The organism is Bradyrhizobium sp. URHA0013, from assembly GCF_000518345.1.
Lineage (GTDB): Bacteria > Pseudomonadota > Alphaproteobacteria > Rhizobiales > Xanthobacteraceae > Bradyrhizobium.
This window is the reverse complement of the sequence record NZ_JADK01000008.1, coordinates 286,330-310,095: the sequence shown is the minus strand read 5'-3', so window position 1 is coordinate 310,095 and position 23,766 is coordinate 286,330. Positions and strand designations below refer to the sequence as shown.

Genomic DNA, 23,766 nt, shown 5'->3' with positions numbered 1-23,766 from the left:
AAGGGGAGGCGGGTCGGGAGGAACCAGCAGCTGTTCGCAAGACCGGGAAGGCGCTGGAAAGCAGTCGATTGGGCAGTTGATGGGCAGTTGAGACCGCCGCCCGGCCGTGTTAGGGAGCCCCTGTCGCGGGTGTAGCTCAATGGTAGAGCAGCAGCCTTCCAAGCTGAATACGAGGGTTCGATTCCCTTCACCCGCTCCAAGGCTTTCAATACCAGCCCGAAGACAGGGGTCACGGTACGTACCTAAGACGTGGGTGACAGCCTCGTGCCGAATGGGTTGTCGAGAGGTTGCAGGGTTTTCTGCTTCAGGTCGAAGTATCTCAGATCAGAATGCATGAAGCTGACGAGCCAAATGCCCTCGCTCAGCGCGAGGGTTCTTGCAGCTGCACTCGGAGGCGTGACTCGTGTGTCGAATACCGGGAGCGGCAAGTTGAAGGCCAAGGCGAGCGCTCCCCGGAAAAAGCGGCGAGCTGCCCAGCCCAACGCCTCTTGGCCGTAGTGTCCGGCGCCGAGCGAAGGCAACCACGCGCTCAAGTGGTTCGGTCGCCGGACCTGGCCTTCTTGGGTGAAGCAACACCTCGCTCCCGGCGGGACTTCGCAGGAGCTTCAGGTTCGATCCCATTCTGCTGGTCGAACTTCCTGATCCACGATTGAATGTAGCCCGGATCGTCCGGACAAAGCTGTTCAAGCAAACGAAGGTTCTGCGCTCTGAATTCCACTAGGGTTTTCGGCAATTGTGCCTCCTCAAAACCCTGCCCATATCTAGGCTGCTGCATCGGGAAAAAGTGGTCAAGCCAAAAAGGGCGCTTGAAAAAATCGGTGCGTTGATGCAGCGCCGACAGCGAAAACCCCGCTGGGGGAAGCGGGGCTTTCTGGTAGGAGTGAAGCTTAGGGACGCTTCGACTGTATGACGCGCGATAGCGAAAAGGTTCAAAGCCTAAAAGGCGAACCACGCCAACACCGCAATGATCGGAATGATTGCCACGCCGAAAAGCACCAAGGGTGCAGGTTCATTGCCGGTCCTGTCGCTCAATGCTGATCTCCTTAAAATGTCTCGGGTTAGCGGCGTGCCAAGGGGCTTTTAGGGGCTCAAACGTCACGTTTTCGGACTTGGCTGCGGCGCAGGTGTGGCTTGCGGAGAAGGTGCCGGATTGCTCAGTTGCTGAGGCGCTGTGGCCTCGCCGCCTGCGTGAGGAACGCAGGTACCGATGTTGCTGAGCAGCCGTTTGGCCTGGAGGTCGCGCACCTTTGAGTATTCGCGTCGTCGCTCGATATTGGCCGCGGCCCATCGGTCCCAAGCCTCGAAAGCGTCCGTATAGTGCTTTCGCATCTGCTCCTCGGCGGCAAGGCAATCGGCAAACTTGTCGAAAACCAGGTCGGTGTTGACCGGGGTCATGCCTCCTACCAAGACAACGAGCATCCATTTCATCTTGCCGATCGCCTTTCGCGCCGGGCGAATTCTCCGCTAACGCGCGGAATTCCGTCCACTGTGGTTAGATGGCCCGACGGCTGCGACCAGCTACAAAACCGTAGACGAAAAGCACGATGATGGCGCCTACCACTGCCCCCACTAGTCCTGCGCCTTCTCCTGGCCGGTACCAGCCGAGGGATTGGCCAAGATAGGTCGCAACGAATGCGCCCACTATTCCCAGGATCGTGGTCAGGATGAAACCCGAGGGCTCGTTGTCGCCGGGCATGATGAACTTCGCGATGACGCCTGCGATGAAACCGATGATGATCGTCCAAATGATGCTCATATCTTTTCTCGAGTCTTGAGGAGTGTTATCCCGCGGATTGCGCCGGAAGACGTCCGTCCGGCGTGTATTTGTCCACCGCTGCCGGGAGCTCGCGCGACAATCGGTCGAGGATCTCCTGCTGAGACAGGCCGGTCTGCTGCTCCAGTTTCTGAAGAACGTCCGGACCGATCGCCTGCTGGAGTTCGGGCGGGGTGACTTCGCGGTTTGGCCCCTGATTGATCCAGGATTGAGCCGCATCGCCTTGCCCGTTCTGCCTGAAGTGTTCGAGCAACTCGCCGATCCCGCCGTTCAGCAGCGAACCGACACCGCCGCCTCCCACAAGGCCGCCAAGATTGCCGAGCATGACGCCCAGGGAATCCTTGGTACCCGACGGCTGACCGGAGGTAGCATTGCGAAACATGTCGGCGAGCTTGTCCCGATTTTGATAACCGGCGATTGCGAGCATACCCAAGAGGGCGGTCATCGATGGCATTCCGCGGCTCATTTCGGGCTCCTGAGTTCGATGATGGGCAATCGTCTGCAAGAAATGGCGCCCGCCTTGTACTGGCCGCCGCATCACTCATCGCCCACAACATATGCGGGGCTGGGAAGTTCCACGTTTTCCAGAACCACGTTTCCTCGGAACGATGGGCTGTCAGTCATTGCCAGTCCCGAACAAATTGATGCGTCTCGCTTGACCGACTTGGCGTTTCGGGTCGGCAGAGCGATTCTATTCCTGTTCGCTATCCTTCTCCTCGCGCTGCTTGCGGGCACGATCGACTGCGCCGCCCTGCGGCTGCCCGCTGACCTTCACGCCGGGGAGATGATCGATCTTGTTGTTGGCCGCATCTTCGGAACGCTGCAACTCACGATCGATGATGTCGCGTGATCCTTCGGCCGGTTCCTTGTCGAATGGGCTCTTGATGTTGGTGCTCATGATTGATCCTGCTCGTCGCCGCATGTTGATTTGTTGAGGCAAGCTCGGCTCGCGCCCATCGTTCCTGTCGAGGCGGCAGCTTTTGTGCCGGCTTTTTATTGCCTGTGGTCGTCGATTTCGGGGGCGACCTGTCCGTAGTTCAGCAGGGCCACGAGGGTCGTTCCGCCCAGAATATTGCCGAGGAGTGTCGGTACGAAGAAGTCGGAGGCATATTGTGAGAGCGACGCGCGGCCGCTCTGTACGAGAAAGGCGCACTCGACCGAGCCCGCGATGATGTGCGCGAACTGGCCGAGCGCGACCACATAGGTCATCACGACGATGATGTGTGCGCGCGATCCCTTGGCCGCCGGAAGAAGCCACGCCATCAAGGCGATCAACCAGCCGGCAAAGATCGCTCGGACAAGGGTCGTCGCGAACGTGCCCTCGATGGTGTGGCGGCTGAGATCGACGAAGGCGTCCACGATGCGTGGTTCGAAGATGCTGGTGTGCGCGAGCACGTATCCGACCGCCCACGTTCCCGCGATGTTGGAGGCGAGGACCAGGCCCCACAGCTTGATCACGCTTGCCAGCGTGCCGAGATCCCTGTTGTGCAACAGCGGCAGGATCGGCGTCAGCGTGTTCTCGGTGAAGAGCTGCTGCCGTCCCAGCACCACAACCAGGAAACCGACCGTGTAGCCGAGCGGAGCCACCAGGCGCCGGGTGGCCTCGTCGGAAATCAGCGCGTGAAACTCGCCCTGGACGATCAGGGACAATCCCATCGAAAGGCCGGCGGCAAGACCGGACAGTACGATGGCCCACCATCGCCGTTCCAGTTCCTGCTCACCCTCGGCGCGGATCGTCTCATGGATCAGCGCTGCGCTGGGCCGGCTCTGGGATTCGATCTGTTTCGTCTGCCGCCGCGAGACGCCGTCGAGCTTCGAGGCTGGATTGAAGGAGGCGCCGTCGCCAGGCTGGTCCACTCCGCGGTCTCCTGAAGGGCAGGTTCATCTCTATGCCGGGATCAAGGCCCGGAACGGCAAGGGGTTCCTCGTGAGTGCTTCGACGCCGCAGCGCTGTTGAGGCACGGCGGAGCTGAGGCCGACCATCAGGAACCTTCGCTGGAAGCGGGTGTTTTCCACCGGGGAGGGGTGGCGATCTGACAAGAGGCCAACCGTGCAAGATAATTTGCGTGTGCGCTCGACCGCGCAAATCGCAGGCCATCCGATTCATCCGATGCTGGTGCCGATCCCGATCGCGTGCTTCATCGGGGCGCTGCTGACCGACATCGCCTATGTAATCACTGCCGAGATCATGTGGGCGGATTTTTCCGCCTGGCTTCTGGTCGTCGGCGTCATCTTCGGCGTGCTGGCCGCCATCGCCGGCCTGACCGATTTTCTCGGCAACCGCCTGGTGCGGGCGCAGCCGCCGGCCTGGCCGCATCTGATCGGCAACGCGCTGGCGCTGGTCCTGGCGACCATCAATGCGTTGATCCACACGCGCGATGCCTGGACCTCGGTGTGGCCGACCGGGCTCCTTCTTTCAGCCATCACCGTATTGATCCTGCCGGTCACCGGCTGGCTCGGCTGGGCCATGGTGTACCGCCACGGCGTAGGAGTTGCGCGATGAACTCCGCAATCGCTCGGGTCCTGTTGTGTACCTCGCTGCTGTGTCTGGCCGGCTGCAATGACGGCAGTGGCGATCCCAAGGCGCAAACCGGCGCCAACCCGACGCTTCCCGACATCCAGCAATATCTGCTGCCGCCGATGCACATCGCGCGCATCGTCGGCTGGAAAAAGGACGAGACGCCGGCCGTTGCGCAAGGCTTGCAGGCCAAGGCCTTCGCGACCGGCCTGCAGCATCCACGATTCCTCTACGTGCTGCCCAACGGCGACGTGCTGGTGGTGGAATCCAAGGCGCCGAAGGGCGCTCCGATCAAGCGGCCCAAGGAAATCGTGATGGGATACATCGAGTCCTGGGCGACATCCGGCGGCGACACCGGCGAGAGCAACCGCATCACGCTGCTGCGCGACAGCAACGGCGACGGCGTCCCGGACACGCAAAGCGTCTTCCTCGACCATCTCAACTCGCCGTTCGGCGTCGCGCTGGTCGGGAACGATCTCTACGTCGCCAACACCGATGCGATCGTCAAATATCCCTACACCGAAGGCGATACCAAGATCACCGCGCCGGGCACGGTGCTGACGCAGCTGCCGGGCGGGCCGATCGACCATCACTGGACCAAGAGCCTGGTCGCAAGCCCCGACGGTTCAAAGCTGTATGCCGGCGTTGGCTCCAATAGCAACATCACCGAGAACGGCATGGAGGCCGAGCACAATCGCGCCGCCATCCTCGAGATCGACCGTGCCAGCGGCCGCTGGCGCATCTTCGCAAGCGGCTTGCGCAATCCCAACGGCCTCAGCTTCGAGCCGCAGACCGGCGCGCTGTGGACGGTCGTGAACGAGCGCGACGAACTCGGCCCCGATCTCGTGCCGGACTACATGACGTCGGTGAAGGACGGCGGCTTCTATGGCTGGCCCTACAGCTATTACGGCCAGCACGTCGATCCGCGCGTCAAGCCGGAGCGTCCCGACCTCGTCGCCAAGGCGATCGTGCCTGACTACGCGCTGAGCTCGCATGTCGCGCCGCTTGGAATGGCTTTCAACACCAGCGCGAGTTTGCCGGCGGCCTATCGCGGCGGCGCCTTCGTCGGCGAGCACGGTAGTTGGAACAGGCAGGTCTTGAACGGCTACAAGGTGGTGTTCGTGCCGTTCACGGACGGCAAGCCCAGCGGCCCGCCGCAGGACGTCGTCACTGGCTTCCTCAACAGCGACAACCAGGCGCGCGGGCGGCCCGTCGGCGTCGCCATCGACAAGACCGGCGCGCTGCTGGTCGCCGATGACAGCGGCAACACGGTGTGGCGCGTGACCACCGCGCACCCGCAGCTCACGCAGCGATAGATTTCGAGGAGTTAAATGATGGGCCTTGCTCAATACACGATCGTGCCGGTGCAGGACGATTGGGGCGTGCTGCACGACGGCGACGTCAAGAACAGATACTCCACCAAGGAAGCGGCCTTCGAGTCGGCGGTTGCCGCAGCATCGTTGGCGCTTCGCGAGGGACACGAAGTTCATGTCAGCGTGCCCGGCCGCGAAGCCGGCGAAAACGCGCTGGGAATTTGATGGACACTCCGAGCGACACACTTCAGGAGCCTGCGATGACCAAGCCCCGTGAGCCGAACGGCATTGAGCCCTCCCGCTCCGAAGACGACATCCAGCGCGACCAGCTGGGGCCGCGCGGCGTGCCGAATGCGCCGGATCCGGCCAAGATGACACCTCAACGAGACAAGAAAACGCCGAAGCAGGTCGATCCCGGCCATACAGCCTGACGGCTGCCGGCGGCTTTACTGTTCGGCCGGTAAGTCGCCGCACCGGCGGTCGTCGACTACGCCGCCGCAACGATATCCGTCTTGGCAAAGTCGTCGCCGACATAAAGAAGTGCGCAGCCATGCTCCTTGGCGACATCGTAGGCGAAGCAGTCACCAAAGTTGAGACCGGCAGGACGAATGCCTTTGCCCCAACGCGAGTAGATTTGCGCCACGCGTTCGGCCGAAGCTTGGGTCACCGAGATCACGTTCAAACCGAGATCGTTGATCAGCTTGTTCATCTCTTCGTTGACGCCCCGCCGTGCCGCGACGATCAGGCTTTCTGCAACGGAGGCCGCCGAGATCAGGATTTCGTCGGCGGTGTCCAGCGCGGTGATGCAAGCATCGGCTTGCGGTTCGTCAAGCACAATCGCCATCAGTGCGGAGGTATCGACCGCGATCATTCCGGCAGTCCGTCATCGCCGAAAAGAAAGTCCTGACTGCGTGCGGCGCTCGGTCCGGGAATAGCCTTGGCCCCGCCGGTCCTTCGTGCCGCCTCGAGGAGGGTCCGGCGGGCGGCGCGGTCCGGCGGAAGCTTGACCGGGACGAGCCGCACCGCCGGATGTCCATGCCGCGTCAGGATCACCTCGTCGCCGGCCTCTGCGCGGCGGACAAGATCGGTCAATTGTCCTTTTGCGTCGGTAACGGAGACCCGCATCTCATTGTCCTTCCTCAATTTCCATAAAATGGACCATGCAATGGTCCAATGTCAACCACCTCCCACCAGCCATCGTCGGACGCGATCTCGCGGCCGATCTCGGCATAAGCCTGCCGGCGGTGTTCGCCGGGACGTGGGCTCTCGCACAAATAACATCATGTTAGGTTTGTCGGATAACTGGGTAATTGTGTTAGCCCGGCGATAGCCTATCGTCCCCACCAAGCAGACACCCATCGGCAGTGACAAGCGCTCGCGAAACTCCGCAGGGCGGCCGGAGAGTGCTGCCCAATTTTGAGCGAAGCCCGTCAACGGGACGTCAGCAAAACCCAAGGGAGGAATCTTGAGATGACCGCGATCCATCAGATGAGTCAGTCCAGGAAAGCCGCTGCCAGCGGCTGGATCGGGTCGGCTCTCGAATATTATGACTTCTTCATCTACGCGACCGCCGCGTCACTGATCTTCCCGCAAATCTTCTTCCCGTCGGAGAATCCCACCGTCGCGATCGTCGCCTCGCTGGCGACCTATGGCGTCGGGTATGTGGCCCGGCCGATTGGCGCGTTCGTGCTGGGGCACTGGGGCGACACCCATGGCCGCAAGACGGTTCTCATCGTCTGCATGTTCCTGATGGGCATCTCGACGATGGCCGTGGGTATCCTGCCGACCTATCAGCAGGTTGGCATCCTGGCGCCAATTCTGCTCGTCATTCTGCGCCTCGTGCAGGGATTTGCCGTTGCCGGCGAAATCTCAGGCGCAAGCTCGATGATCTTGGAGCACGCGCCGTTCGGTCGGCGCGGCTTCTATGCCAGCTTCGCCCTTCAGGGGGTGCAGGCCGGACAGATCCTCGCCGCAGCAATCTTCCTGCCCTTGGCGGCCTATATACCGACCGAGGCCTTCAACAGCTGGGGCTGGCGGATTCCCTTCCTGCTCAGCTTCTTCGTCATCGTCGCGGGCTACATCATCCGTCGCGAAGTCGATGAGACCCCTGCCTTTGCCCGCGAGGGCGAACGGGGAGAAACGCCGCGCGCGCCCATCGTCCAGGCCATCAAGCTGAGCTGGCGCGACATGCTCAGGGTCATCTGCATGGCGCTGATGAATGTCATTCCTGTCGTTGCGACCATCTTCGGCGCGGCCTATGCGGTGCAGCCGGCCTACGGGATCGGTTTTGCCAAGGACGTCTATCTCTGGATCCCCGTGCTCGGAAACATGCTGGCGGTGTTCGTCATTCCCTTCGTCGGCAATCTCTCCGACAAGGTCGGCCGCAAGCCTCCGATCATCGTAGGCGCGCTTCTCTCCGGCTTGCTCGCCTTTTGCTATCTCTATGCCATCAGCATCAGGAATGTGCCGCTGGCAATCTTGGTGTCGCTGCTGATGTGGGGCGTAGTTTATCAGGGCTACAACGCGATCTTCCCGAGCTTTTACCCGGAGCTGTTTCCGACCCGCACCCGCGTCTCGGCGATGGCGATATCGCAGAACATCGGAACCACCATCACCGCATTGCTTCCCGCCCTGTTTGCGACCGTCGCGCCTCCCGGCTCGACAAACATCCCGTTAACGGTGGGGGCGATTGCCTTCGCTATCACGGTCATCGCCGCGCTGGCGGCCCTGACCGCGCGGGAAACCTATCGGATCAGGATCGACGATCTCGGCAATCCCAATGCCGTTCCGATGCCGCGGGCAGATTATGACCGCCAGCGGGCCGGCGATGCAGTGAGCGGGGCTGCCACGGTTCGGACCTGACGGTATGGTAGAGGCAACTGCCGCCGCGATCGACGATGTTCGCGGCGGCAGGGCCTCACTGCATAGTCAGGCTGCCGATTCGAATTTGGTGCGCGTGAGCGCAATCAATATGAGGTTGCAAGATGAACCCCGTCGTCGTCGCTGTCGCCATCACCGGCTCCGTTCCGCGCAAGAAGGACAATCCGGCGGTCCCGATCCTGCCGTCCGAACAGATCGAGTCGACGCACCAGGCCTTCGAAGCCGGTGCCACGCTCGCCCACATCCATGTTCGCAACGACGACGAGACGCCGTCCTCCGATCCCGAGCGTTTCGCCGTGGTGCAGGAGGGGATCAGGAAGCACTGTCCTGACATGATCGTTCAGTTCTCGACCGGCGGGCGGGGCCGCGATCCCTCGGCGCGCGGATCGTCGCTCTACCTGAAGCCCGACATGGCCTCGCTGTCCACGGGATCGGTGAACTTTCCGACCATCGTCTACGAGAACAGCGCCGCGCTGGTGGAGACTCTCGCCACCGGCATGAAGGCGAATGGCATCCGGCCGGAAATTGAGATCTTCGATCTGTCGCATCTGCACGGGGCCCGCCGCTTGATCGAGGCCGGGCTGATCGACGCGCGTCCGCACGTGCAGTTCGTCATGGGCGTCAAGAACGCCATGCCCGCGGACGAGCATGTCCTCGACATTCTGCTGGGAGAGCTCAGGCGGCTGATCCCGAAGGCGACGTGGACGGCAGCCGGGATCGGACGCCACCAGGCCGAGGTCATGGGCTGGGCGCTCGCGCGGGGCTCCGATGCGGTCCGCACCGGACTCGAGGACAATATCAGGATCGACAAGGCGCGCCTCGCCGCCAGCAACGCCGAGCTCGTGGCCGTCGCCGGTGAGGCTGTCGCGCGCCACGGCCGGCGCGTGGCGACTGCGGCCGAGGCGCGATCCCTGCTCGGGATCGCGGAAGCTCCTGCCGCCTCCTGACATGCTCCCGGCCGCCTGCTGCCATTCGGCGGCCGGCGTTTCCCTGCACTGAGTCCGGGCGTAAGACTGGCGTCACAGGCGTGATTTGCGCCTGGCGGGCAGGCGACGGTTGGAATGCGGTTTCTGAAATCTGACAGCAGGCTCATCGGGGTCCTGCTGGTGCTCGCGGTCTCCCAGCTTGTTGGGTGGGGTACGATAGGTCTTCCCGCCATCGTCGGACGCGATCTCGCGGCCGATCTCGGCATGAGCTTGCCGGCGGTGTTCGCCGGGACGTCCGTGCTCTATGTGTCGATGGGACTGTGCGCGCCCTGGCTCGCCAAGTCGTTTGCACGGCACGGTGCACGAAAGGTGATGATCTCAGGCACGGTCCTGACCGTGCCGGGCTTCATACTGCTGTCCCTCGCGCGCGAGCCGAGGGTGTATTTCGCCGCCTGGATCGTCCTCGGCATCGCCGGCAGCGCCACGCTGTCGACCGGCGCCTATATCATGCTGAACGAGGTCGCCGGGCGGCAGGCCAAGAACGCGATCGGCGCGCTGATGCTGGTGACTGGCTTGTCGAGCAGCATCTTCTGGCCGACGACGTCGTTCCTCAGCGGTCTGCTCGGCTGGCGCGGGACGTGCATGGTCTATGCGGCCATGATAGTCGTCATCAACCTTCCGCTCTACGCGTTCCTCGCCCCGCGCCGGAAAATCGCCGCGGGTCGTGGTGGTGAGTCGGTGAAGTCTTTGCCGCCGCCTGCGATTCCCAGGAGCACCTTTAGCCTCGTCGTCGCCGCGATCACGCTGAACGCCTTCGTCAATTTCGGCATCGGCGCTATCATGATCGAGTTGCTCCGGGCGGAGGGGCTTCCCCCGGCGCAGGCGCTCGCGTTCGGCTCGATGCTGGGCGTGATCCAGGTCAGCGCGCGCGGGCTCGATTTTCTCGGCGGAGGGCGGTGGGATGGAATCACGACCGGGCTCGTCGCCGGCACGGCGCTGCCGATCGCCATGCTGCTGCTGATGACGAGCGAGGGCGCGACCTGGGCGGTTGCGGCCTTCATCCTGCTCTACGGCGCCGGCAGCGGCGCGATGGCGGTGGCGCGGGCAACGATCCCGCTCGTGTTCTACGATCAGACCGAGTTCGCCAAGGCGATGTCGATGATCGCGCTGCCGCTCAATCTCGCATCCGCGGTCTCGCCGCCGCTCCTTGTCGGCCTGCTCACCCAGTTCGGCAGCCGCGGCGCGCTCGGTCTCACCTTCATCTGCTCCAGCGCCACGGTGCTGATTCTGGTCCTGCTCGGCCGCCGGCGGCCGCAGGTGGCTGCAGCGGCCGCGACCTGAGAATTCGCGCTGCGGAAATTCGCCGCGGTGACCTGGGCCGGGCGGGCGGGCGGATAGCTGTATGCCGCCAGCGCAGTGCTCGGACCGCCAAAATAGTGTATCCGCAGGGAGCGCGGCCCGCGATCTCGCCGCCGCGCCAATATCCAGGTCCCGGAGGAATTCGACATGTCGGCCCTGCCGCTCTCAGGCATCAAGATCCTTGACCTCACCCGCGTGCTTGCCGGGCCTCTGTCGGCCCAGATGCTGGGCGATTTGGGCGCGGAGGTGATCAAGATCGAGCGGCCGGGCACGGGTGACGACGCGCGCGCCTTCGGCCCGCCCTATTTGACCGACCCCGAGGGCAAGGCCAACAACAACAATTCGTTTTACCTCTGTGCCAACCGCAACAAGAAGTCGGTCACGGTCAACATCGCCAAGCCCGAGGGGCAGGCGATCATCCGCGAGCTCGCCAAGGACGTCGACGTTTTCATGGAGAACTACAAGGTCGGCGATCTCAAGCGCTACGGCCTCGACTACGAGACCATCAAGGCGATCAATCCCGGCATTATCTACTGCTCGGTGACCGGCTTCGGCCAGACCGGCCCTTATGCGCCGCGCGCCGGCTATGACGCCATCCTGCAGGCAATGGGCGGCCTGATGAGCGTCACCGGCCATATCGACGGCGAGCCCGGCGAGGGGCCGATGAAGGTCGGCCCGTCGATCGTCGACTACATGACCGGCATGAACACCTCGATCGGGATTCTCTCGGCGCTCTACCATCGCGACGCCAATGACGGCGTGGGACAGCATATCGACGTCTGCCTGTTCGACACCGTCATCGCCTCGTTGTCGCACTGGCTGCAGATCTATCTCGTCAACGGCAAGACGCCGCCGCGCCGCGGCACCTGGGGCAATGGCGGCATGCCGGCCGGCGTGTTCCGCTGCACCGACGGCGAGCTGATGCTGGTGGTCGGCAATGACGGCCAGTTCCAGCGCACCTGCGCCGTGCTCGGCGAGCCCGAGCTCGCGAACGACAAGCGCTTCGTCAAGAACAACGACCGCGTCGTGCACGGCAAGGAGATCATGGCGATCTTCGCCGGCCTGTTCCTGAAGCAGCCGGTGGCCTATTGGCTGGACAAGCTGGAGGAGGCCGGCGTGCCGTCAGGTCCGATCAACAATTTCGAGCAGGTGTTTTCCGATCCGCATGTCCAGTCGCGCGGCATGCGGGTGAAGGTCGATCATCCCTTCCAGCCCGATCTCTCGCTGATCCGCAACGCGCTGACGCTCTCGGAAACCCCGATCAAGGACTACCGCGCCCCGCCGCTGCTCGGTGAGCACACCCAGGAGGTGCTCGCCGGCAAGCTCGGCTATGATGCCGGCAAGATCGAGACGCTGAAGCAGCAGGGCATCATCTAGCGATTTCTTACCCTCGCTCCTTGTGGGAGAGGGTGGCTCGCCGCATAGCGGCGAGACGGGTGAGGTTCTGTCCGCGCGCGCCGTTGTGAGTTGAGTTCGTGGAGAGAACCCCTAATCCGGCTTCGCGCCACCTTCTCCAGCAAGGAGAGAAGGAAGAGGTCCGGTGCTCGTGGCGCGTTTTACGAAAAGGGACAGTACGCATGACCCCGACCAAGACCATCATCACCTGCGCGATCACGGGCAATCTGACAAAGCCCGAGCAGTCGCCGCATCTGCCGATCACGCCCGAGCAGATCGCGACGTCGGCGCTGGAAGCGGCCGAAGCCGGCGCCGCGATTGCCCATATCCATGTCCGCGATCCCGCAACGGGGCGGCCTTCGATGGAGATCGATCTCTATCGCGATGTGGTGGATCGCATTCGCGCCCGCAACACGTCTCTCGTCATCAACCTCACGACCGGTCCCGGCGGGCGGTTTGTTCCTTCGATTGAGGATCCCCGCGTCGCCGCTGCAGGCACCACGTTGCTGCATCCCGAAAAGCGCGTCGAGCATATCGAGCTGCTCAAGCCCGACATCTGCACGCTCGATCTCAACACCATGAATTCCGGTGGCGAGGTCGTGATCAACACCCCGCGCAACGTCCGCATCATGGCCGAGCGGATGAAGGCGGCCGGCGTGCTGCCGGAAATCGAGCTGTTCGATTCCGGCGACTGCCATCTGGCCCGCGATCTCCTTGCCGACGGCACGCTGAAAGGACCGGGCCTGTTTTCGCTCGTGCTCGGCGTCAAATACGGCTTCTCCGCAACGCCCGAGACGATGTTCTATGCCCGCAGCCTGTTGCCGCCGGGCGCGATCTGGTCCGGCTTCGGTATCGGCCGCGCTGAATTCCCGATGGTGGCGCAAGCCTATTTGCTCGGCGGCCACGTCCGCGTCGGCATGGAGGACAATCTCTATATGTCCAAGGGCGTGCTGGCGAAGACTAATGCCGAGCTGGTCGGGCGTGCCGCCGGCATCGTCAAGAGCCTGGGTGCGAGCGTCGCGACCGCCAACGAGGCGCGCGCGATGCTCGGGCTTGCCTGAGGCTTGCGGGCCATCCCCAGATAATCCCGGTCCGTACTCGCACAGGCTTCCGCTCCGCGCGCGACTCAGATTCGATCCTTCCACTCAGTCCGGGAGGGAACGCATGTCCTACACGATCGGGTTTCAGGCCAAGAACCAGAAGGCAATTCTGGCGACCGAGGCGGCAACGGCCAACCAGGCCGTCGCGATCGTTGCCGCGTTGCGGCAAAGCGCCGACGAAATAAAGTTCATTCGCTCGCCTCAGGAAGGCGACATGGGCATCGAGATGCTGCTGCTGCTCGCCAAGGAAGAGGCCGAGGAGATGCCGCAGCACGCCTAGGCGGGCTCGGCGACACACTTCGGTCGAAAGCGAAGCATGACGGCTGCGCTATGATGTAGCAAGCCGTCATCTCGCTTGAACCGAAGGTGGCCGCCCATGAACCTCGAAGTGAAACCCGGAATGAAACGCGAAGCGCTCCGCGTCGAACCGATCTCGACATTCCTTGACCGCCGGAAAGCCCCGGTCTCGCCGGTCACGCGCGCCGGCAACATGATCTTCGTCGCAGGGCTGCCGCCGTTCGACCCCGACACGGGCGAGATCGCGGAGGAGCCGATCGAACGGCAGAGCGAACTCGTCATGGAGCAGATGAAGCTGTGCCTTCAGACGGCAGGCGCAAGCCTCGACAACGTCATGAAGTGCAACGTCTATTGCACCTCGACACAACACTTCGCCGCGTTCAACGCCGTTTATGCGCGCTATTTCCCGCACGATCCGCCGGCGCGGATCTTCGTCTGCACGCCGGAATGGTTCGGCCCCTTCGACGTCGAGATCGACTGCATCGCGATGATGTGAGGTTAGCGCGCCGCCACCTTTGGCGGCGCCTTCGCCTCTGTCCGTCCCGCCGTCAGCGCCATCGTCGCCACGCTGACGACGCGCGCGACCACGTCCTCGACGTCGTCGAGATCGCATTTGCCTTCCGATAATTTCGTCAGCCGCTCGCTCTCGCGGATGGTGTGGTGCGCCATGGCGAGCGCGAAATTCAGGCCCCAGTAGATATCGACGTCGCTGCGATCGGGCAGGGACCTTCGCATCGCGCCGGCGAATTTCCGCAAATGGTCGATCTCGCGATTCTTGATGCGGCGGATCGGCGGCACGGATTCGATCGAGGCGCGGATCATGAAGCGCGCCGCGCTCGAGCGTTGGTTCTCGGGACCGAGGCAGCCGCGCAGCGTCGGACCGACCAGCGCATGCAGGATCACCTCGATCGGCGCGCGGCCGTCGCCTTGTTCTTCCGCCGCCTTCAATTCGCGCAAGCGCTCGCGGTTGGTGGCGATCGAGCGTGTCACGAACAGCTCCGCGATCAACTCGTCCTTCGAGCCGAAATGATAGTTCACCGCCGCGAGGTTGACATTGGCCTCCGCGACGATGTCGCGCAGCGTAACGTCGCCGAACCCGCGATCGGCATAGAGCCGTTCGGCGGCGGCGAGAATGGCAGTCCGGGTATGATCGCTGGCCATGGGAGCCCCTCGGGGAGGGAGTTGCAATTCAAACAGTTGTATGAAACTATCGTTTGAAGGCCGGGAAAGTCAATCCGCAATCAGGAGTCGTTCGCAAAAGTGCGAATGGGTTCCGGGGCGTCCGCAAGCCGCGCATTCGCACTTGCGGGTCGCACAATGCGGGTGGACAGTCCGGCGCAAAACAAGTTCGCCAAAACAAATTCGCCAAAACGAGTTGGCAAAGACGAGGAGCGTCCCATGGATTTCGATCTGTCGCCGAAGCAGAAGGAATGGCTCGACCGCGTGCAGTCCTTCATGGCCAAGCACGTGCGCCCGGCCGTGCCGGTCTATGATGAGCAGGATCGCAGTGGCGAACGCTGGAAGGTGATCCCGGTGCTCGAGGATCTCAAGAAGAAGGCGAAGGCCGAAGGCCTCTGGAACATGTTCATGCCGCCCAACGAGCATGAGGATGACGAATTCCGCGGCGCGGGACTGACCAATCTCGAATACGCGCTGCTCTCCGAGCAGATGGGTCACATCTCCTGGGCTTCGGAAGTCTTCAACTGTTCCGCGCCCGACACCGGCAACATGGAAGTGTTCATGCGCTACGGCTCCAAGGAGCAGAAGCGCAAATGGCTGCGTCCGCTGATGGACGGCGAGATCCGCTCCGCCTTCCTGATGACGGAGCCGGCGGTGGCCTCGTCCGATGCCACCAACATCGAGACCAGCATCGTGAAGGACGGCGATCACTACGTCATCAACGGCCGCAAATGGTGGTCGTCCGGCGTCGGCGATCCCCGCTGCAAGATCGCGATCCTGATGGGCAAGACCGATTTCAAGGCGGCCAAGCACCAGCAGCAGTCGCAGATCCTGGTTCCGCTCGACACCCCCGGCATCAAGGTCGAGAAGATGCTGCCGGTGTTCGGCTTCGACGACGCGCCGCATGGCCACGCCCAGGTGCTGCTCGAGAATGTGCGGGTGCCGAAGGAAAACATCCTGCTCGGCGAAGGCCGCGGCTTCGAGATCGCGCAGGGCCGTCTCGGTCCCGGCCGTATCCATCACTGCATGCGCACCATCGGCAAGGCCGAGGAGGCGCTGGAGAAAATGGTGAAGCGGCTCACCTCGCGCACTGCCTTCGGCAAGCGGATCGTCGAGCATTCGGTATGGGAGCAGCGCATCGGCGAGGCCCGCACCAATATCGAGATGACGCGGCTGTTGTGCCTCAAGGCCGCCGACATGATGGACAAGGTCGGCAACAAGACCGCGCAGGCCGAGATCGCCATGATCAAGGTCGCAGCCCCCAACATGGCGCTGAAGATCATCGACGAGGCGATCCAGGCCTTCGGCGGTGCAGGCGTCTCGGACGAAGCCGGCCTTGCCAAGGACTACGCCCACATCCGCACGCTCCGTCTCGCCGACGGCCCGGACGAGGTGCACAATCGCGCCATTGCCAGGCTCGAGGTTCGGAAGTATGCAAACTCTTCCAGTCATTAAGCGGGAGAGCATGCTGGCGCTCCCGATTTGAAGAAACGACAGGGCATGATCCGTGATCGGATGACCGCTTGACGCAAGTGCGCTGGGGGTTACCGATTAGGATCATGTCCGGACTGAAGAGGGAGCGTCATCGTGGCTGACGGCGTCAGGAAAGACGAAGAGTTCTCGGGCACCAAACCAGTCGAGGAGCGTCATCGTATCGACGAGATGCGGCTCGAAGCCTGGATGCGCGACAACGTCGAAGGCTATCAGGGGCCGCTGGTCGTGCTCCAGTTCAAGGGCGGCCAGTCCAACCCGACCTACCGGCTCGACACGCCGAACCGCTCCTACGTGATGCGCCGAAAGCCGTTCGGCAAATTGCTGCCGTCGGCGCATGCGGTCGATCGCGAATATCGGGTGATCGCGGCGCTGGGAAAGCAGGGCTTTCCGGTCGCGAAGGCCTATGCGCTATGCCAGGACGACAGCATCATCGGTTCAGCGTTTTACATCATGTCGATGGAAGACGGCCGGGTGTTCTGGGATCCGACGCTGCCGAGCCAGATTCCGGAAGATCGCCGAAAGATCTTCACCAGCAAGATCGAGACCCTGGCCAAGCTCCATATGTTCGATCCCGTCGCGATCGGTCTTGGCGACTTCGGCAAGCCCGGCAATTATTTCGCGCGCCAGATCGACCGCTGGACCAAGCAGTACCGCGCGTCCGAGACCCAGACCATTCCGGAGTTCGAGAAGGTCGCCGAATGGCTGCCGAAGACCGTGCCGGAGCAGGCGCGCGTCTCGATCGTCCACGGCGACTATCGCCTCGACAACATGATTTTCCATGCGACGGAACCGCGCGTGCAGGCCGTGCTCGATTGGGAATTGTCGACGCTCGGCGATCCCATGGCCGACTTCACCTATCTGCTGATGCAGTGGGTGATGCCCGGCCTGGACGGTGCCGACCTCAAGGCGCTCAACATCCCGAGCGTGGAAGAGGCCGCGCAGATCTATTGCAACGTCACCAAGATGACGGTGCCTGACCTCAACTGGTATTTTGCTTACAACCTGTTCCGCCTCGCCGGCATCACGCAAGGCATCGCTGGCCGCGTCCGCGACGGCACCGCGGCGAATGCCAAGGCGCTGGAGTCAGCCAAGCGCACCGTACCGCTGTCGAAAGCGTCTTGGGAGTATGCTCAGAAGGCCGGCGCGGTTTAAGGACTCCGAAGGCGCTGCCGGCGGCCGCGCCTTTGCTTGCGTTCCTCTCGTGTCCGGGACACGGGACAGAATGACGAGAGAGATACCCGCATGATCGACCACACCACGCTCATCACCTACATCCTCATCGTCCTCGGCTTCGTCTTCATTCCCGGTCCGGCGACGCTCCTCACCATGGCGCGCGCCGCGAGCTCGGGAACCAGGGTCGGCATCGCGACGGGCGCGGGAATTGCGGCTGGTGACGTGGTCCACACCACCATGGCCATCGTCGGCCTCTCTGCGATCATTGCAACGTCGGCGCTGCTGTTCAGCGTCGTCAAATACGCGGGCGCAGGCTTCCTGATCTATCTCGGCGTTCGCGCCATGCTCGACAAGGCGCGATCGAGGTGAATGGCGGTGCGCCCGCGATCAGCGCAGCGCGGGCATTCCGGCAGGCCGTGCTGACCGAAGTGCTCAATCCCAAGACCGCGCTGTTCTTCCTCGCGTTCCTGCCGCAGTTCGTCCGTCCAGAACACGGCTCGACGACGCTACAGCTCGCGCTCTTCGGCGCTGTGTTCGTGTTGCTCGGCCTCCTCAGTACGGTGGTGTTCGCCGTCGGCGCCGGCCGCCTCGGCAATTTGCTACGCCGCCATCCGGCCGTCGTGAAATGGCAGGGCAAGGTGGTCGGGACGATCTACTGCGCCGTCGGTGTGCGGCTGGCCTTGCAGGAGCGATGAGGCGCACCGCTCACGTGGGATACGCGCTGCCCCACATACTCCCGTCATTGCGAGGAGCTCTTGCGACGAAGCAATCCAGACTGCCCCCGCGGAACCATTCTGGATTGCTTCGCTTCGCTCGCAATGACGAGGAGAAGCCTTACCCCTTCACGCAATGCGCGATCAGCTTCTCCACGAAGCCGGCGCATTTCTCCAGCTCCGCCATTTCCACGAATTCGTCCGGTGTATGCGCCTGCGCGATCGAGCCGGGGCCAATCACGACGGACGGGATATCGGCCATGCTGGCGAACAGGCTTGCCTCGGTGCCGAACGCGACCTTGGCGTGGTCGTTGCGGCCAGCCAGGCTCTTGGCCAGCGTGACGATTGTCGCATCGGCCGCCGTGTCAAGCGCAGGGTAGTCGAGGATCTCTTCGAAATCGATGCCGCAGTCCGGATGCTGCTTCTTCATCGCTGGCTCGATCTTCGCCTTGGCCCAGGCGACGATCGCATCCGTCACCTCGCGCGACTCCGTAATGCCGATGCCGCGGCATTCGAAATCCACCGTACAAGTATCAGGGACGATGTTCAGCGCGGCGCCGCCATGGACGATGCTGGTGAGCAGCGTCGAGTGCGGAACGTCGTAGAGGCTGTCGGCCGCTCGCACGGCTGCGAGCGCCACGGCGCGACGGCGGATTTCGACGATCAGCTCGGCGGCGTATTCGATGGCGTTGACACCCTCGGGCGCGATCGAGGAGTGGCGGGCGAGCCCCTTGAAGGTCGCGCGCACGCCGTGCTTGCCCTTGTGGCCGATGATGACCTTCATCTCGGTCGGCTCGCCGATGAAGGCGCCGAGCGGCTTGATCCGTTTCTTCGCGACCTCGCGCAGCATCGGCCGCACGCCGACGCAGCCGATCTCCTCGTCATAGGAGATCGCCAGATGGATCGGTGTCGCGAGCTTCGCTTCCAGCATCTCCGGCACCATGGCGAGGCACACCGCGACGAATCCCTTCATGTCGGTGGTGCCGCGGCCATAGAGCCTGCCGTCGCGCTCGATCAGCTTGAACGGATCGTGGCTCCAGTCCTGGCCGACCACGGGCACCACGTCGGTATGCCCCGACAGCACCAGGCCCGGGCAGTCCTCGGGTCCAATGGTGACCCATAGCGAGGCTTTCTGTCCGGTCTCGTCGACGATGCGCTCACCCTTGACGTCGAGCGTGGCGAGATAGCTCTCGATATGCGCGATCAGGGGCAGGTTGGAGCGATCGCTGATCGTGTCGAAGCCGACGAGGTCGGCGAGCAGCTTGCGAATACGGTCGGGTCTTGAGCTTGGCATTTTCACGTTCTTGTCAGGGGGATGGAAGCTGAAGTGCTTGCACGAACCATACCAATGTTGCGGGTGGTAGGGCAAACCAGCACAAATCCGAGCCTGCAACGCCTTGCGTTGCCGTCGAGCAAAACACGCGAGCCGTGGCCCAACGCGCGGCGGCGAAACTTTGCCGAAATTCGGAAGCGGCGTATGCCGTCTGGGTGAGACGACCAAAGCAAAGCTCGGGCGAACAAGCCGCGAGGATGCGAAGGTGCATCTGCGATCGAGAATGTGAATGGAAGCGTGACGCTGCCATCCAAAGACTCCGTCATTGCGAGCGCAGCGAAGCAATCCAGTCTGCCGCCGCGGAAAGATTCTGGATTGCTTCGCTGCGCTCGCAATGACGGTGCCGAAGCAGTTGCGCTAAACCGGTTTCCCCGTATACGGCATCGACGCCGTGAGGCCACCGTCCACCGGGAAGGCCTGGCCATTGACATACGACGCCTCGTCGCTGGCCAGAAACAGTCCCATCGCGGCGAGCTCGTGCGGCTGACCGGGGCGCTTGAGTGGATTGAGCTGGCCGATCTTGTCGGCGGTGCCGCGCTCCTTGGCGCGGTCGAAGATCGGCTTGGTCATGCCGGTCTCGATCAGGCCCGGGCACACCGCGTTGATGCGCACACCGGTGCCGGTGAGCGAATAGGCCGTGGTCTGCACCAGGGAGATGACGCCGGCCTTGCTCGCCGCATAGGGGTGACCGCTGGCGCCGGCCTTGAGGCCGGCGACGGACGCGGTCAGCACGATCGCGCCGGACTGCTGCTTCACCATGTGCGGCATCGCATGCTTCACCGCGAGAAACGGCCCGATCAGATTGATGCGCAAAACCTCCTGCCACTGCTCGACGGTCTGCTCGCCGAGCGGAACGAGTCCGCCGGAGACGCCGGCATTGGCCCAGATCACGTCGAGGCGGCCGTGCGTCTTCACCGCCTTGTCGATCACGGCGATGACGTCCTGTTCGGAGCCCGCGTCCGCCATCATGGCTTCCGCGACACCGCCGGCCTTCTTCACCTCGTCGACCGTCTCCTTCACTGCCTCGGTGCGATCGACCGCGATCAGCTTGGCGCCTTCCCTGGTGAACAGCAGCGCGGCCGCGCGACCGATGCCGCTGCCGGCACCGGTGATGATGACGGATTTGCCTTGCAGACGGCCCATGCGGTTTCTCCCTTTGGTTCGCACGCGACGCTTGCCGCGCGACGGAATTTCAAACAAGATTTCAAACGGTAAAGTGTCTTGAGGCGCGTTCACTACTGACGTACAGCGACATCAAACGGGATGGAAGGGTTTCGATGGCAGGTGCAGACAAGCCCAAAGTGGTCACGACACGCTGGTGGTGGGTCCGTCACGCGCCCGTGCGCAATGACGGCGGCAACATCTACGGTCAGTCCGATCTCGCTTGCGACACCAGCGATACCTACGTCTTCAATGCTGTTGCCAAGGTGCTGCCACGCAAGGCGGTCTGGTATTCGAGCAATCTGATGCGCACGCATCAGACTGCCGAAGCGATCTGGGCAGCGGGCTTCCCGAGGCCTGCATCGATGAAATGGGAAGCGGACCTCGCCGAACAAAATCTCGGCCGCTGGCAGGGCATGAACCGCGCCGAGTTCATCGCCAGCCGTCCCGTCGGCTCGAGCTGGTTTGCCGATATCAACGAGCCTGCGCCCGGCGGCGAAAGCTTCATGGATCTCTACAACCGTGCCCGCCGCACCATCGAGCGGATCAACAATGAGGCCGCCGGGCAGGACGTGATCGCGGTTGCACATGGTGGCACCATCAAGGCGGCGCTGGGCTTGGCGCTCGACAATCAGCCGGAGCGGGGGCTCGCGTTCGATATCGACAATTGCTCGGTGACGCGGCTCGACTATTTCGCAAGCCCCGAGCGCAGCGTCTGGCGGCTGCCGATGGTGAACCAGCAGCCGTGGATCGCGGACGACGCGCATGCGGCGATGCATCAACCCGCGGGACCGGAAGTCAAGAAGCTCGCCTGAGCAATTGCCCGGTCGCGCGGATGCGGCGTAAGCTTCAAGCAATCAAACGTACTCTGGGAGAGAAACATGACCTTGTTCGACATGAAGGGGAAAGTCGCCGTCATCACGGGCTCGACGCGCGGCATCGGGCTTGCGATCGCCGAGCGCATGGCCGAGCACGGCGCCAAGGTGGTGATCTCCTCGCGCAAGGCCGACGTTTGCGACCAGGTCGCGAAGGGCATCAACGACAAGTTCGGCAAAGGTACCGCGGTGGCGATCGCCGCCAACATCTCGTCGAAGGAAAACCTGCAAAACCTCATCGACGAGAGCAACCGCGCCTTTGGCAAGATCGACGTGCTGGTCTGCAACGCCGCGTCGAACCCGTATTACGGCCCGCTCGCCGGCATCTCCGACGATCAGTTCAGGAAGATCCTGGACAACAACATCGTCGCCAACAACTGGCTGATCTCGATGGTGGTGCCGCAGATGATCGAGCGCAAGGACGGCTCGATCATCATCGTCTCCTCGATCGGCGGCCTGAAAGGCTCGACCATCCTCGGCGCCTACGCGATCTCGAAAGCCGCAGACATGCAGCTCGCGCGCAATTTGGCCTGCGAATATGGCCCGCACAACATCCGCGTGAACTGCATCGCGCCGGGCCTGATCAAGACCGATTTTGCGAAAGCGTTGTGGGACAATCCGGAGAATTTGAAAGCCTCGACCGCGCGCTCGCCGCTGCTGCGCATCGGCGTCCCCGACGAGATCGCGGGCGCCGCGGTGTTCCTGGGCTCGCGGGCCGGCGACTTCATGACCGGCCAGACCATGGTGATCGACGGCGGCGCCACGATCAGCTGAGGCCCCAGTAGCTGTCATCGCCCGCGAAGCGCGGGCGATCCAGTACTCCGCGGCCTTCGTTGCAGAGCTCGCTCCCACGAGATCCGCCGCGGCGTACTGGATGCCCCGGTCAAGCCGGGGCATGACAGCGAAAATGTGGATGCAGCGCCGCGCATAGCGGCGCCGTTTCAATCCACCGCCGCGTACACCAGATCCCGCACCAGCGTTCGCGTAAAATCGCGCTGTCCCGGGCCCTGGCTCATGAACACGACGAACAGATCCTCCTTCGGATCGATCCAGAAGAACGTCCCCGCAATGCCGCTCCAGAAAAACTGGCCGACGCTGCCGGGGAAGGGCGCGATGCCGGCATCGCGGCGCACCGCGAAGCCGAGGCCGAAACCATGGCCGGGTGACAGCAGAGTGCCGTTGGTCACGACGTGAGGTCCGAGATGATCGGAGGCCATCAGCTCCAGCGTCTTGCGGCCGATGATCCTGTTGCCGTCGAGCGTGCCGCCATTGCGCAGCATCAGCGCGAAACGGGCATAGTCCATGGTGGTCGAGACGAGGCCGCCGCCGCCGGACTCCATGATTGGCTGCTCGAGCATGTTGAACAGCGCGACCTTGTCGCCGGTCCAGGGATCGGCTGCGAACGGCTCGGCGAGCCGGACGGCATTGGCCTCCGCTGTCGCAAAGCCGGTCTCGGCCATCTGCAAGGGCGTAAGAATGCGCTCAGCGAGGTACGCGCCGAGCGACTTGCCGCTGACAACCTCGATGATGCGACCGAGGATGTCGGTGGAGCGGCTGTAGTTGAACTCGTCGCCGGGATGGCAGACCAGGGGGAAGCTCGCCACCAAGGCGGCGTGCTCGGCATTGGTGATCTTGCGGCTGCGCACCCGCGAGTCCTGGTAGATCTTGTGCACGGGGCCGTCGCCCTGGTGCTCGTAGGTCAGGCCAGAGGTGTGGCGGAGCAGGTCCTGCACCGTCATCGGGCGCTTTGGCGGAACCAGTTCCAGCTTGCCGCCGCTGACCACGCCGACCTTTTGGTTGGCGAACTCCGGGATGAATTTCGCGACGGGGTCGGCAAGGAGCAGGTGGCCGTCCTCGACCAGCGTCATGATGCCGACCGACACGATCGGCTTGGTCATCGAGAAGATGCGGAAGATCGAATCATGCGCCATCGGCGCTGCGCCTGTCGGGCTCTGTCTGCCGAGCGCCTCGAACCAGCCGACCTGGCCGTGCCGTGCCACCAGCACGGTGACGCCCGGAACGGTTCCCTTGTCGATCTCGCGCTTGAAGGCGTCCGACATGGCCTGGAGGCGAGGACGCGACAGCCCCAGCGTCTCGGGGCGGGATTCCGGCAGAGGCGGGGTTTTCGGCGCAATCGAGGGGCGGTGGGCTGTCGCGGACGCAGTCATGGGTACTCCCGGTGCTTATTATTGTTCGGAGCGGACTGTGGCCCAGAAGGCGCGGCACAAACAAGCGAAGCCAGCGCGCTTCACCCTTGCAATCCGGCCTTGCAATCC

At 63.3% G+C, this 23,766-nt stretch carries 26 protein-coding genes, 1 tRNA gene and 1 pseudogene; 17 read left to right on the top strand and 11 right to left on the bottom strand.

Annotation, left to right across the window (positions count from 1 at the left end; translation table 11 throughout):
* Nucleotides 1-125: 125 nt before the first annotated feature.
* Nucleotides 126-199 (top strand) — tRNA-Gly (locus tag N551_RS0114360).
* An 896-nt stretch (nucleotides 200-1,095) separates the two neighbouring features.
* Here N551_RS0114360 and N551_RS0114345 read toward each other — a convergent pair.
* From N551_RS0114345 to N551_RS0114325, 5 genes are all read right to left on the bottom strand, one after another.
* Complete coding sequence (locus N551_RS0114345) at nucleotides 1,096-1,428, bottom strand: hypothetical protein (RefSeq protein ID WP_027567536.1); 333 nt, start codon at nucleotides 1,426-1,428, stop codon at nucleotides 1,096-1,098.
* A 64-nt stretch (nucleotides 1,429-1,492) separates the two neighbouring features.
* Nucleotides 1,493-1,756 (bottom strand): GlsB/YeaQ/YmgE family stress response membrane protein, encoded by a 264-nt coding sequence (locus N551_RS0114340; protein ID WP_018459399.1) that lies wholly within the window; start codon nucleotides 1,754-1,756, stop codon nucleotides 1,493-1,495.
* Between the two features lie 25 nt (nucleotides 1,757-1,781).
* On the bottom strand, nucleotides 1,782-2,240 hold the full coding sequence (locus tag N551_RS0114335) for a YidB family protein (protein WP_027567535.1): 459 nt from the start codon (nucleotides 2,238-2,240) through the stop codon (nucleotides 1,782-1,784).
* 225 nt (nucleotides 2,241-2,465) lie between these two features.
* Nucleotides 2,466-2,672, bottom strand: a complete 207-nt coding sequence (locus tag N551_RS0114330) for a hypothetical protein (RefSeq protein WP_027567534.1) — start codon at nucleotides 2,670-2,672, stop codon at nucleotides 2,466-2,468.
* Between the two features lie 95 nt (nucleotides 2,673-2,767).
* Nucleotides 2,768-3,631 carry a formate/nitrite transporter family protein gene (locus N551_RS0114325; RefSeq protein WP_027567533.1) on the bottom strand — a complete coding sequence of 288 codons (864 nt, stop codon included), beginning with the start codon at nucleotides 3,629-3,631 and terminating at the stop codon, nucleotides 2,768-2,770.
* Nucleotides 3,632-3,824: 193 nt separating this feature from the next.
* On the opposite strand from N551_RS0114325, the gene N551_RS0114320 reads away from it, so the two are divergent.
* Genes N551_RS0114320 through N551_RS38780 form a run of 4 tightly spaced genes read left to right on the top strand, consistent with a single transcriptional unit; the run spans nucleotide 3,825 to nucleotide 6,036 of the window.
* Nucleotides 3,825-4,277 (top strand): DUF2231 domain-containing protein, encoded by a 453-nt coding sequence (locus N551_RS0114320; RefSeq protein WP_027567532.1) that lies wholly within the window; start codon nucleotides 3,825-3,827, stop codon nucleotides 4,275-4,277.
* The gene (locus N551_RS0114315; RefSeq protein ID WP_027567531.1) at nucleotides 4,274-5,608 is read left to right on the top strand and encodes a sorbosone dehydrogenase family protein; all 1,335 of its coding nucleotides are present in this window, start codon (nucleotides 4,274-4,276) and stop codon (nucleotides 5,606-5,608) included. Before N551_RS0114320 ends, N551_RS0114315 begins: the two co-directional genes overlap by 4 nt.
* 18 nt (nucleotides 5,609-5,626) lie before the next feature.
* The gene (locus N551_RS0114310; protein ID WP_027567530.1) at nucleotides 5,627-5,830 is read left to right on the top strand and encodes a hypothetical protein; all 204 of its coding nucleotides are present in this window, start codon (nucleotides 5,627-5,629) and stop codon (nucleotides 5,828-5,830) included.
* 35 nt (nucleotides 5,831-5,865) lie between these two features.
* A complete protein-coding gene (locus N551_RS38780; RefSeq protein ID WP_007611679.1) occupies nucleotides 5,866-6,036 on the top strand; it encodes a hypothetical protein in 171 nt (56 codons plus the stop codon).
* A 56-nt stretch (nucleotides 6,037-6,092) separates the two neighbouring features.
* On the opposite strand, the gene N551_RS0114300 is transcribed toward N551_RS38780, so the two are convergent.
* Together N551_RS0114300 and N551_RS0114295 are read right to left on the bottom strand one after the other, a co-directional pair.
* Nucleotides 6,093-6,476 (bottom strand): type II toxin-antitoxin system VapC family toxin, encoded by a 384-nt coding sequence (locus N551_RS0114300; RefSeq protein ID WP_027567529.1) that lies wholly within the window; start codon nucleotides 6,474-6,476, stop codon nucleotides 6,093-6,095.
* Entirely contained in the window at nucleotides 6,473-6,730 is a 258-nt protein-coding gene (locus N551_RS0114295) for a type II toxin-antitoxin system Phd/YefM family antitoxin (RefSeq protein WP_027567528.1), read from the bottom strand. Before N551_RS0114295 ends, N551_RS0114300 begins: the two co-directional genes overlap by 4 nt.
* A 345-nt stretch (nucleotides 6,731-7,075) precedes the next feature.
* Here N551_RS0114295 and N551_RS0114290 point away from each other — a divergent pair, with 345 nt between their 5' ends.
* The 7 genes from N551_RS0114290 (at nucleotide 7,076) to N551_RS0114260 (ending at nucleotide 14,058) form a co-directional block, all read left to right on the top strand.
* The gene (locus N551_RS0114290; RefSeq protein ID WP_027567527.1) at nucleotides 7,076-8,467 is read left to right on the top strand and encodes an MFS transporter; all 1,392 of its coding nucleotides are present in this window, start codon (nucleotides 7,076-7,078) and stop codon (nucleotides 8,465-8,467) included.
* A 122-nt stretch (nucleotides 8,468-8,589) separates the two neighbouring features.
* Nucleotides 8,590-9,432: a 3-keto-5-aminohexanoate cleavage protein gene (locus N551_RS0114285; RefSeq protein WP_027567526.1), complete on the top strand. Its 843-nt coding sequence runs from the start codon at nucleotides 8,590-8,592 to the stop codon at nucleotides 9,430-9,432.
* A gap of 114 nt (nucleotides 9,433-9,546) precedes the next feature.
* Nucleotides 9,547-10,752, top strand: a complete 1,206-nt coding sequence (locus N551_RS0114280; protein WP_027567525.1) for an MFS transporter — start codon at nucleotides 9,547-9,549, stop codon at nucleotides 10,750-10,752.
* Between the two features lie 165 nt (nucleotides 10,753-10,917).
* Complete coding sequence (locus N551_RS0114275) at nucleotides 10,918-12,147, top strand: CaiB/BaiF CoA-transferase family protein (protein WP_027567524.1); 1,230 nt, start codon at nucleotides 10,918-10,920, stop codon at nucleotides 12,145-12,147.
* Nucleotides 12,148-12,347: 200 nt separating this feature from the next.
* Nucleotides 12,348-13,226, top strand: coding sequence for a 3-keto-5-aminohexanoate cleavage protein (locus N551_RS0114270; RefSeq protein WP_027567523.1), 879 nt, complete (start codon nucleotides 12,348-12,350; stop codon nucleotides 13,224-13,226).
* Between the two features lie 103 nt (nucleotides 13,227-13,329).
* Entirely contained in the window at nucleotides 13,330-13,545 is a 216-nt protein-coding gene (locus N551_RS0114265; protein WP_007602925.1) for a hypothetical protein, read from the top strand.
* Between the two features lie 120 nt (nucleotides 13,546-13,665).
* On the top strand, nucleotides 13,666-14,058 hold the full coding sequence (locus tag N551_RS0114260; protein ID WP_027567522.1) for a RidA family protein: 393 nt from the start codon (nucleotides 13,666-13,668) through the stop codon (nucleotides 14,056-14,058).
* Nucleotides 14,059-14,060: 2 nt separating this feature from the next.
* On the opposite strand, the gene N551_RS0114255 is transcribed toward N551_RS0114260, so the two are convergent.
* Nucleotides 14,061-14,723 carry a TetR/AcrR family transcriptional regulator gene (locus N551_RS0114255; RefSeq protein ID WP_027567521.1) on the bottom strand — a complete coding sequence of 221 codons (663 nt, stop codon included), beginning with the start codon at nucleotides 14,721-14,723 and terminating at the stop codon, nucleotides 14,061-14,063.
* Between the two features lie 237 nt (nucleotides 14,724-14,960).
* On the opposite strand from N551_RS0114255, the gene N551_RS0114250 reads away from it, so the two are divergent.
* The 3 genes and pseudogenes from N551_RS0114250 (at nucleotide 14,961) to N551_RS35390 (ending at nucleotide 18,103) form a co-directional block, all read left to right on the top strand.
* The gene (locus N551_RS0114250) at nucleotides 14,961-16,196 is read left to right on the top strand and encodes an acyl-CoA dehydrogenase family protein (RefSeq protein ID WP_018460217.1); all 1,236 of its coding nucleotides are present in this window, start codon (nucleotides 14,961-14,963) and stop codon (nucleotides 16,194-16,196) included.
* A gap of 132 nt (nucleotides 16,197-16,328) precedes the next feature.
* Nucleotides 16,329-17,387, top strand: coding sequence for a phosphotransferase family protein (locus N551_RS0114245; RefSeq protein ID WP_027567520.1), 1,059 nt, complete (start codon nucleotides 16,329-16,331; stop codon nucleotides 17,385-17,387).
* Nucleotides 17,388-17,477: 90 nt separating this feature from the next.
* Nucleotides 17,478-18,103: pseudogene (locus tag N551_RS35390) on the top strand (LysE family translocator).
* Between the two features lie 139 nt (nucleotides 18,104-18,242).
* Here the strand turns inward: N551_RS35390 and argE are convergent.
* Both argE and N551_RS0114230 read right to left on the bottom strand, forming a co-directional pair.
* Complete coding sequence (argE, locus tag N551_RS0114235; protein ID WP_027567519.1) at nucleotides 18,243-19,415, bottom strand: acetylornithine deacetylase; 1,173 nt, start codon at nucleotides 19,413-19,415, stop codon at nucleotides 18,243-18,245.
* A 396-nt stretch (nucleotides 19,416-19,811) separates the two neighbouring features.
* On the bottom strand, nucleotides 19,812-20,597 hold the full coding sequence (locus N551_RS0114230; RefSeq protein ID WP_027567518.1) for an SDR family NAD(P)-dependent oxidoreductase: 786 nt from the start codon (nucleotides 20,595-20,597) through the stop codon (nucleotides 19,812-19,814).
* A gap of 134 nt (nucleotides 20,598-20,731) precedes the next feature.
* Here N551_RS0114230 and N551_RS0114225 point away from each other — a divergent pair, with 134 nt between their 5' ends.
* Both N551_RS0114225 and N551_RS0114220 read left to right on the top strand, forming a co-directional pair.
* Nucleotides 20,732-21,430 (top strand): histidine phosphatase family protein, encoded by a 699-nt coding sequence (locus N551_RS0114225; RefSeq protein WP_027567517.1) that lies wholly within the window; start codon nucleotides 20,732-20,734, stop codon nucleotides 21,428-21,430.
* A 66-nt stretch (nucleotides 21,431-21,496) separates the two neighbouring features.
* Nucleotides 21,497-22,264 (top strand): SDR family NAD(P)-dependent oxidoreductase, encoded by a 768-nt coding sequence (locus N551_RS0114220; RefSeq protein ID WP_027567516.1) that lies wholly within the window; start codon nucleotides 21,497-21,499, stop codon nucleotides 22,262-22,264.
* Between the two features lie 167 nt (nucleotides 22,265-22,431).
* Here the strand turns inward: N551_RS0114220 and N551_RS0114215 are convergent, their stop codons facing one another.
* Nucleotides 22,432-23,658, bottom strand: coding sequence for a serine hydrolase (locus tag N551_RS0114215; protein ID WP_027567515.1), 1,227 nt, complete (start codon nucleotides 23,656-23,658; stop codon nucleotides 22,432-22,434).
* Between the last annotated feature and the right edge of the window lie 108 nt (nucleotides 23,659-23,766).

Excerpts from the sequence above, each read along its gene's own strand:
- N551_RS0114335 (WP_027567535.1), bottom strand. The coding sequence starts at position 2,240 with ATGAGCCGCGGAATGCCATCGATGACCGCCCTCTTGGGTATGCTCGCA.
- N551_RS0114230 (WP_027567518.1), bottom strand. The coding sequence starts at position 20,597 with ATGGGCCGTCTGCAAGGCAAATCCGTCATCATCACCGGTGCCGGCAGC.
- N551_RS0114290 (WP_027567527.1), top strand. The coding sequence starts at position 7,076 with ATGACCGCGATCCATCAGATGAGTCAGTCCAGGAAAGCCGCTGCCAGC.
- N551_RS0114310 (WP_027567530.1), top strand. The coding sequence starts at position 5,627 with ATGGGCCTTGCTCAATACACGATCGTGCCGGTGCAGGACGATTGGGGC.
- N551_RS0114225 (WP_027567517.1), top strand. The coding sequence starts at position 20,732 with ATGGCAGGTGCAGACAAGCCCAAAGTGGTCACGACACGCTGGTGGTGG.
- N551_RS0114260 (WP_027567522.1), top strand. The coding sequence starts at position 13,666 with ATGAAACGCGAAGCGCTCCGCGTCGAACCGATCTCGACATTCCTTGAC.
- N551_RS0114275 (WP_027567524.1), top strand. The coding sequence starts at position 10,918 with ATGTCGGCCCTGCCGCTCTCAGGCATCAAGATCCTTGACCTCACCCGC.
- N551_RS0114265 (WP_007602925.1), top strand. The coding sequence starts at position 13,330 with ATGTCCTACACGATCGGGTTTCAGGCCAAGAACCAGAAGGCAATTCTG.
- N551_RS0114340 (WP_018459399.1), bottom strand. The coding sequence starts at position 1,756 with ATGAGCATCATTTGGACGATCATCATCGGTTTCATCGCAGGCGTCATC.
- argE (WP_027567519.1), bottom strand. The coding sequence starts at position 19,415 with ATGCCAAGCTCAAGACCCGACCGTATTCGCAAGCTGCTCGCCGACCTC.
- N551_RS0114315 (WP_027567531.1), top strand. The coding sequence starts at position 4,274 with ATGAACTCCGCAATCGCTCGGGTCCTGTTGTGTACCTCGCTGCTGTGT.
- N551_RS0114280 (WP_027567525.1), top strand. The coding sequence starts at position 9,547 with ATGCGGTTTCTGAAATCTGACAGCAGGCTCATCGGGGTCCTGCTGGTG.
- N551_RS0114345 (WP_027567536.1), bottom strand. The coding sequence starts at position 1,428 with ATGAAATGGATGCTCGTTGTCTTGGTAGGAGGCATGACCCCGGTCAAC.
- N551_RS0114330 (WP_027567534.1), bottom strand. The coding sequence starts at position 2,672 with ATGAGCACCAACATCAAGAGCCCATTCGACAAGGAACCGGCCGAAGGA.
- N551_RS0114285 (WP_027567526.1), top strand. The coding sequence starts at position 8,590 with ATGAACCCCGTCGTCGTCGCTGTCGCCATCACCGGCTCCGTTCCGCGC.
- N551_RS0114300 (WP_027567529.1), bottom strand. The coding sequence starts at position 6,476 with ATGATCGCGGTCGATACCTCCGCACTGATGGCGATTGTGCTTGACGAA.
- N551_RS0114255 (WP_027567521.1), bottom strand. The coding sequence starts at position 14,723 with ATGGCCAGCGATCATACCCGGACTGCCATTCTCGCCGCCGCCGAACGG.
- N551_RS0114215 (WP_027567515.1), bottom strand. The coding sequence starts at position 23,658 with ATGACTGCGTCCGCGACAGCCCACCGCCCCTCGATTGCGCCGAAAACC.
- N551_RS38780 (WP_007611679.1), top strand. The coding sequence starts at position 5,866 with ATGACCAAGCCCCGTGAGCCGAACGGCATTGAGCCCTCCCGCTCCGAA.
- N551_RS0114220 (WP_027567516.1), top strand. The coding sequence starts at position 21,497 with ATGACCTTGTTCGACATGAAGGGGAAAGTCGCCGTCATCACGGGCTCG.
- N551_RS0114270 (WP_027567523.1), top strand. The coding sequence starts at position 12,348 with ATGACCCCGACCAAGACCATCATCACCTGCGCGATCACGGGCAATCTG.
- N551_RS0114250 (WP_018460217.1), top strand. The coding sequence starts at position 14,961 with ATGGATTTCGATCTGTCGCCGAAGCAGAAGGAATGGCTCGACCGCGTG.
- N551_RS0114295 (WP_027567528.1), bottom strand. The coding sequence starts at position 6,730 with ATGCGGGTCTCCGTTACCGACGCAAAAGGACAATTGACCGATCTTGTC.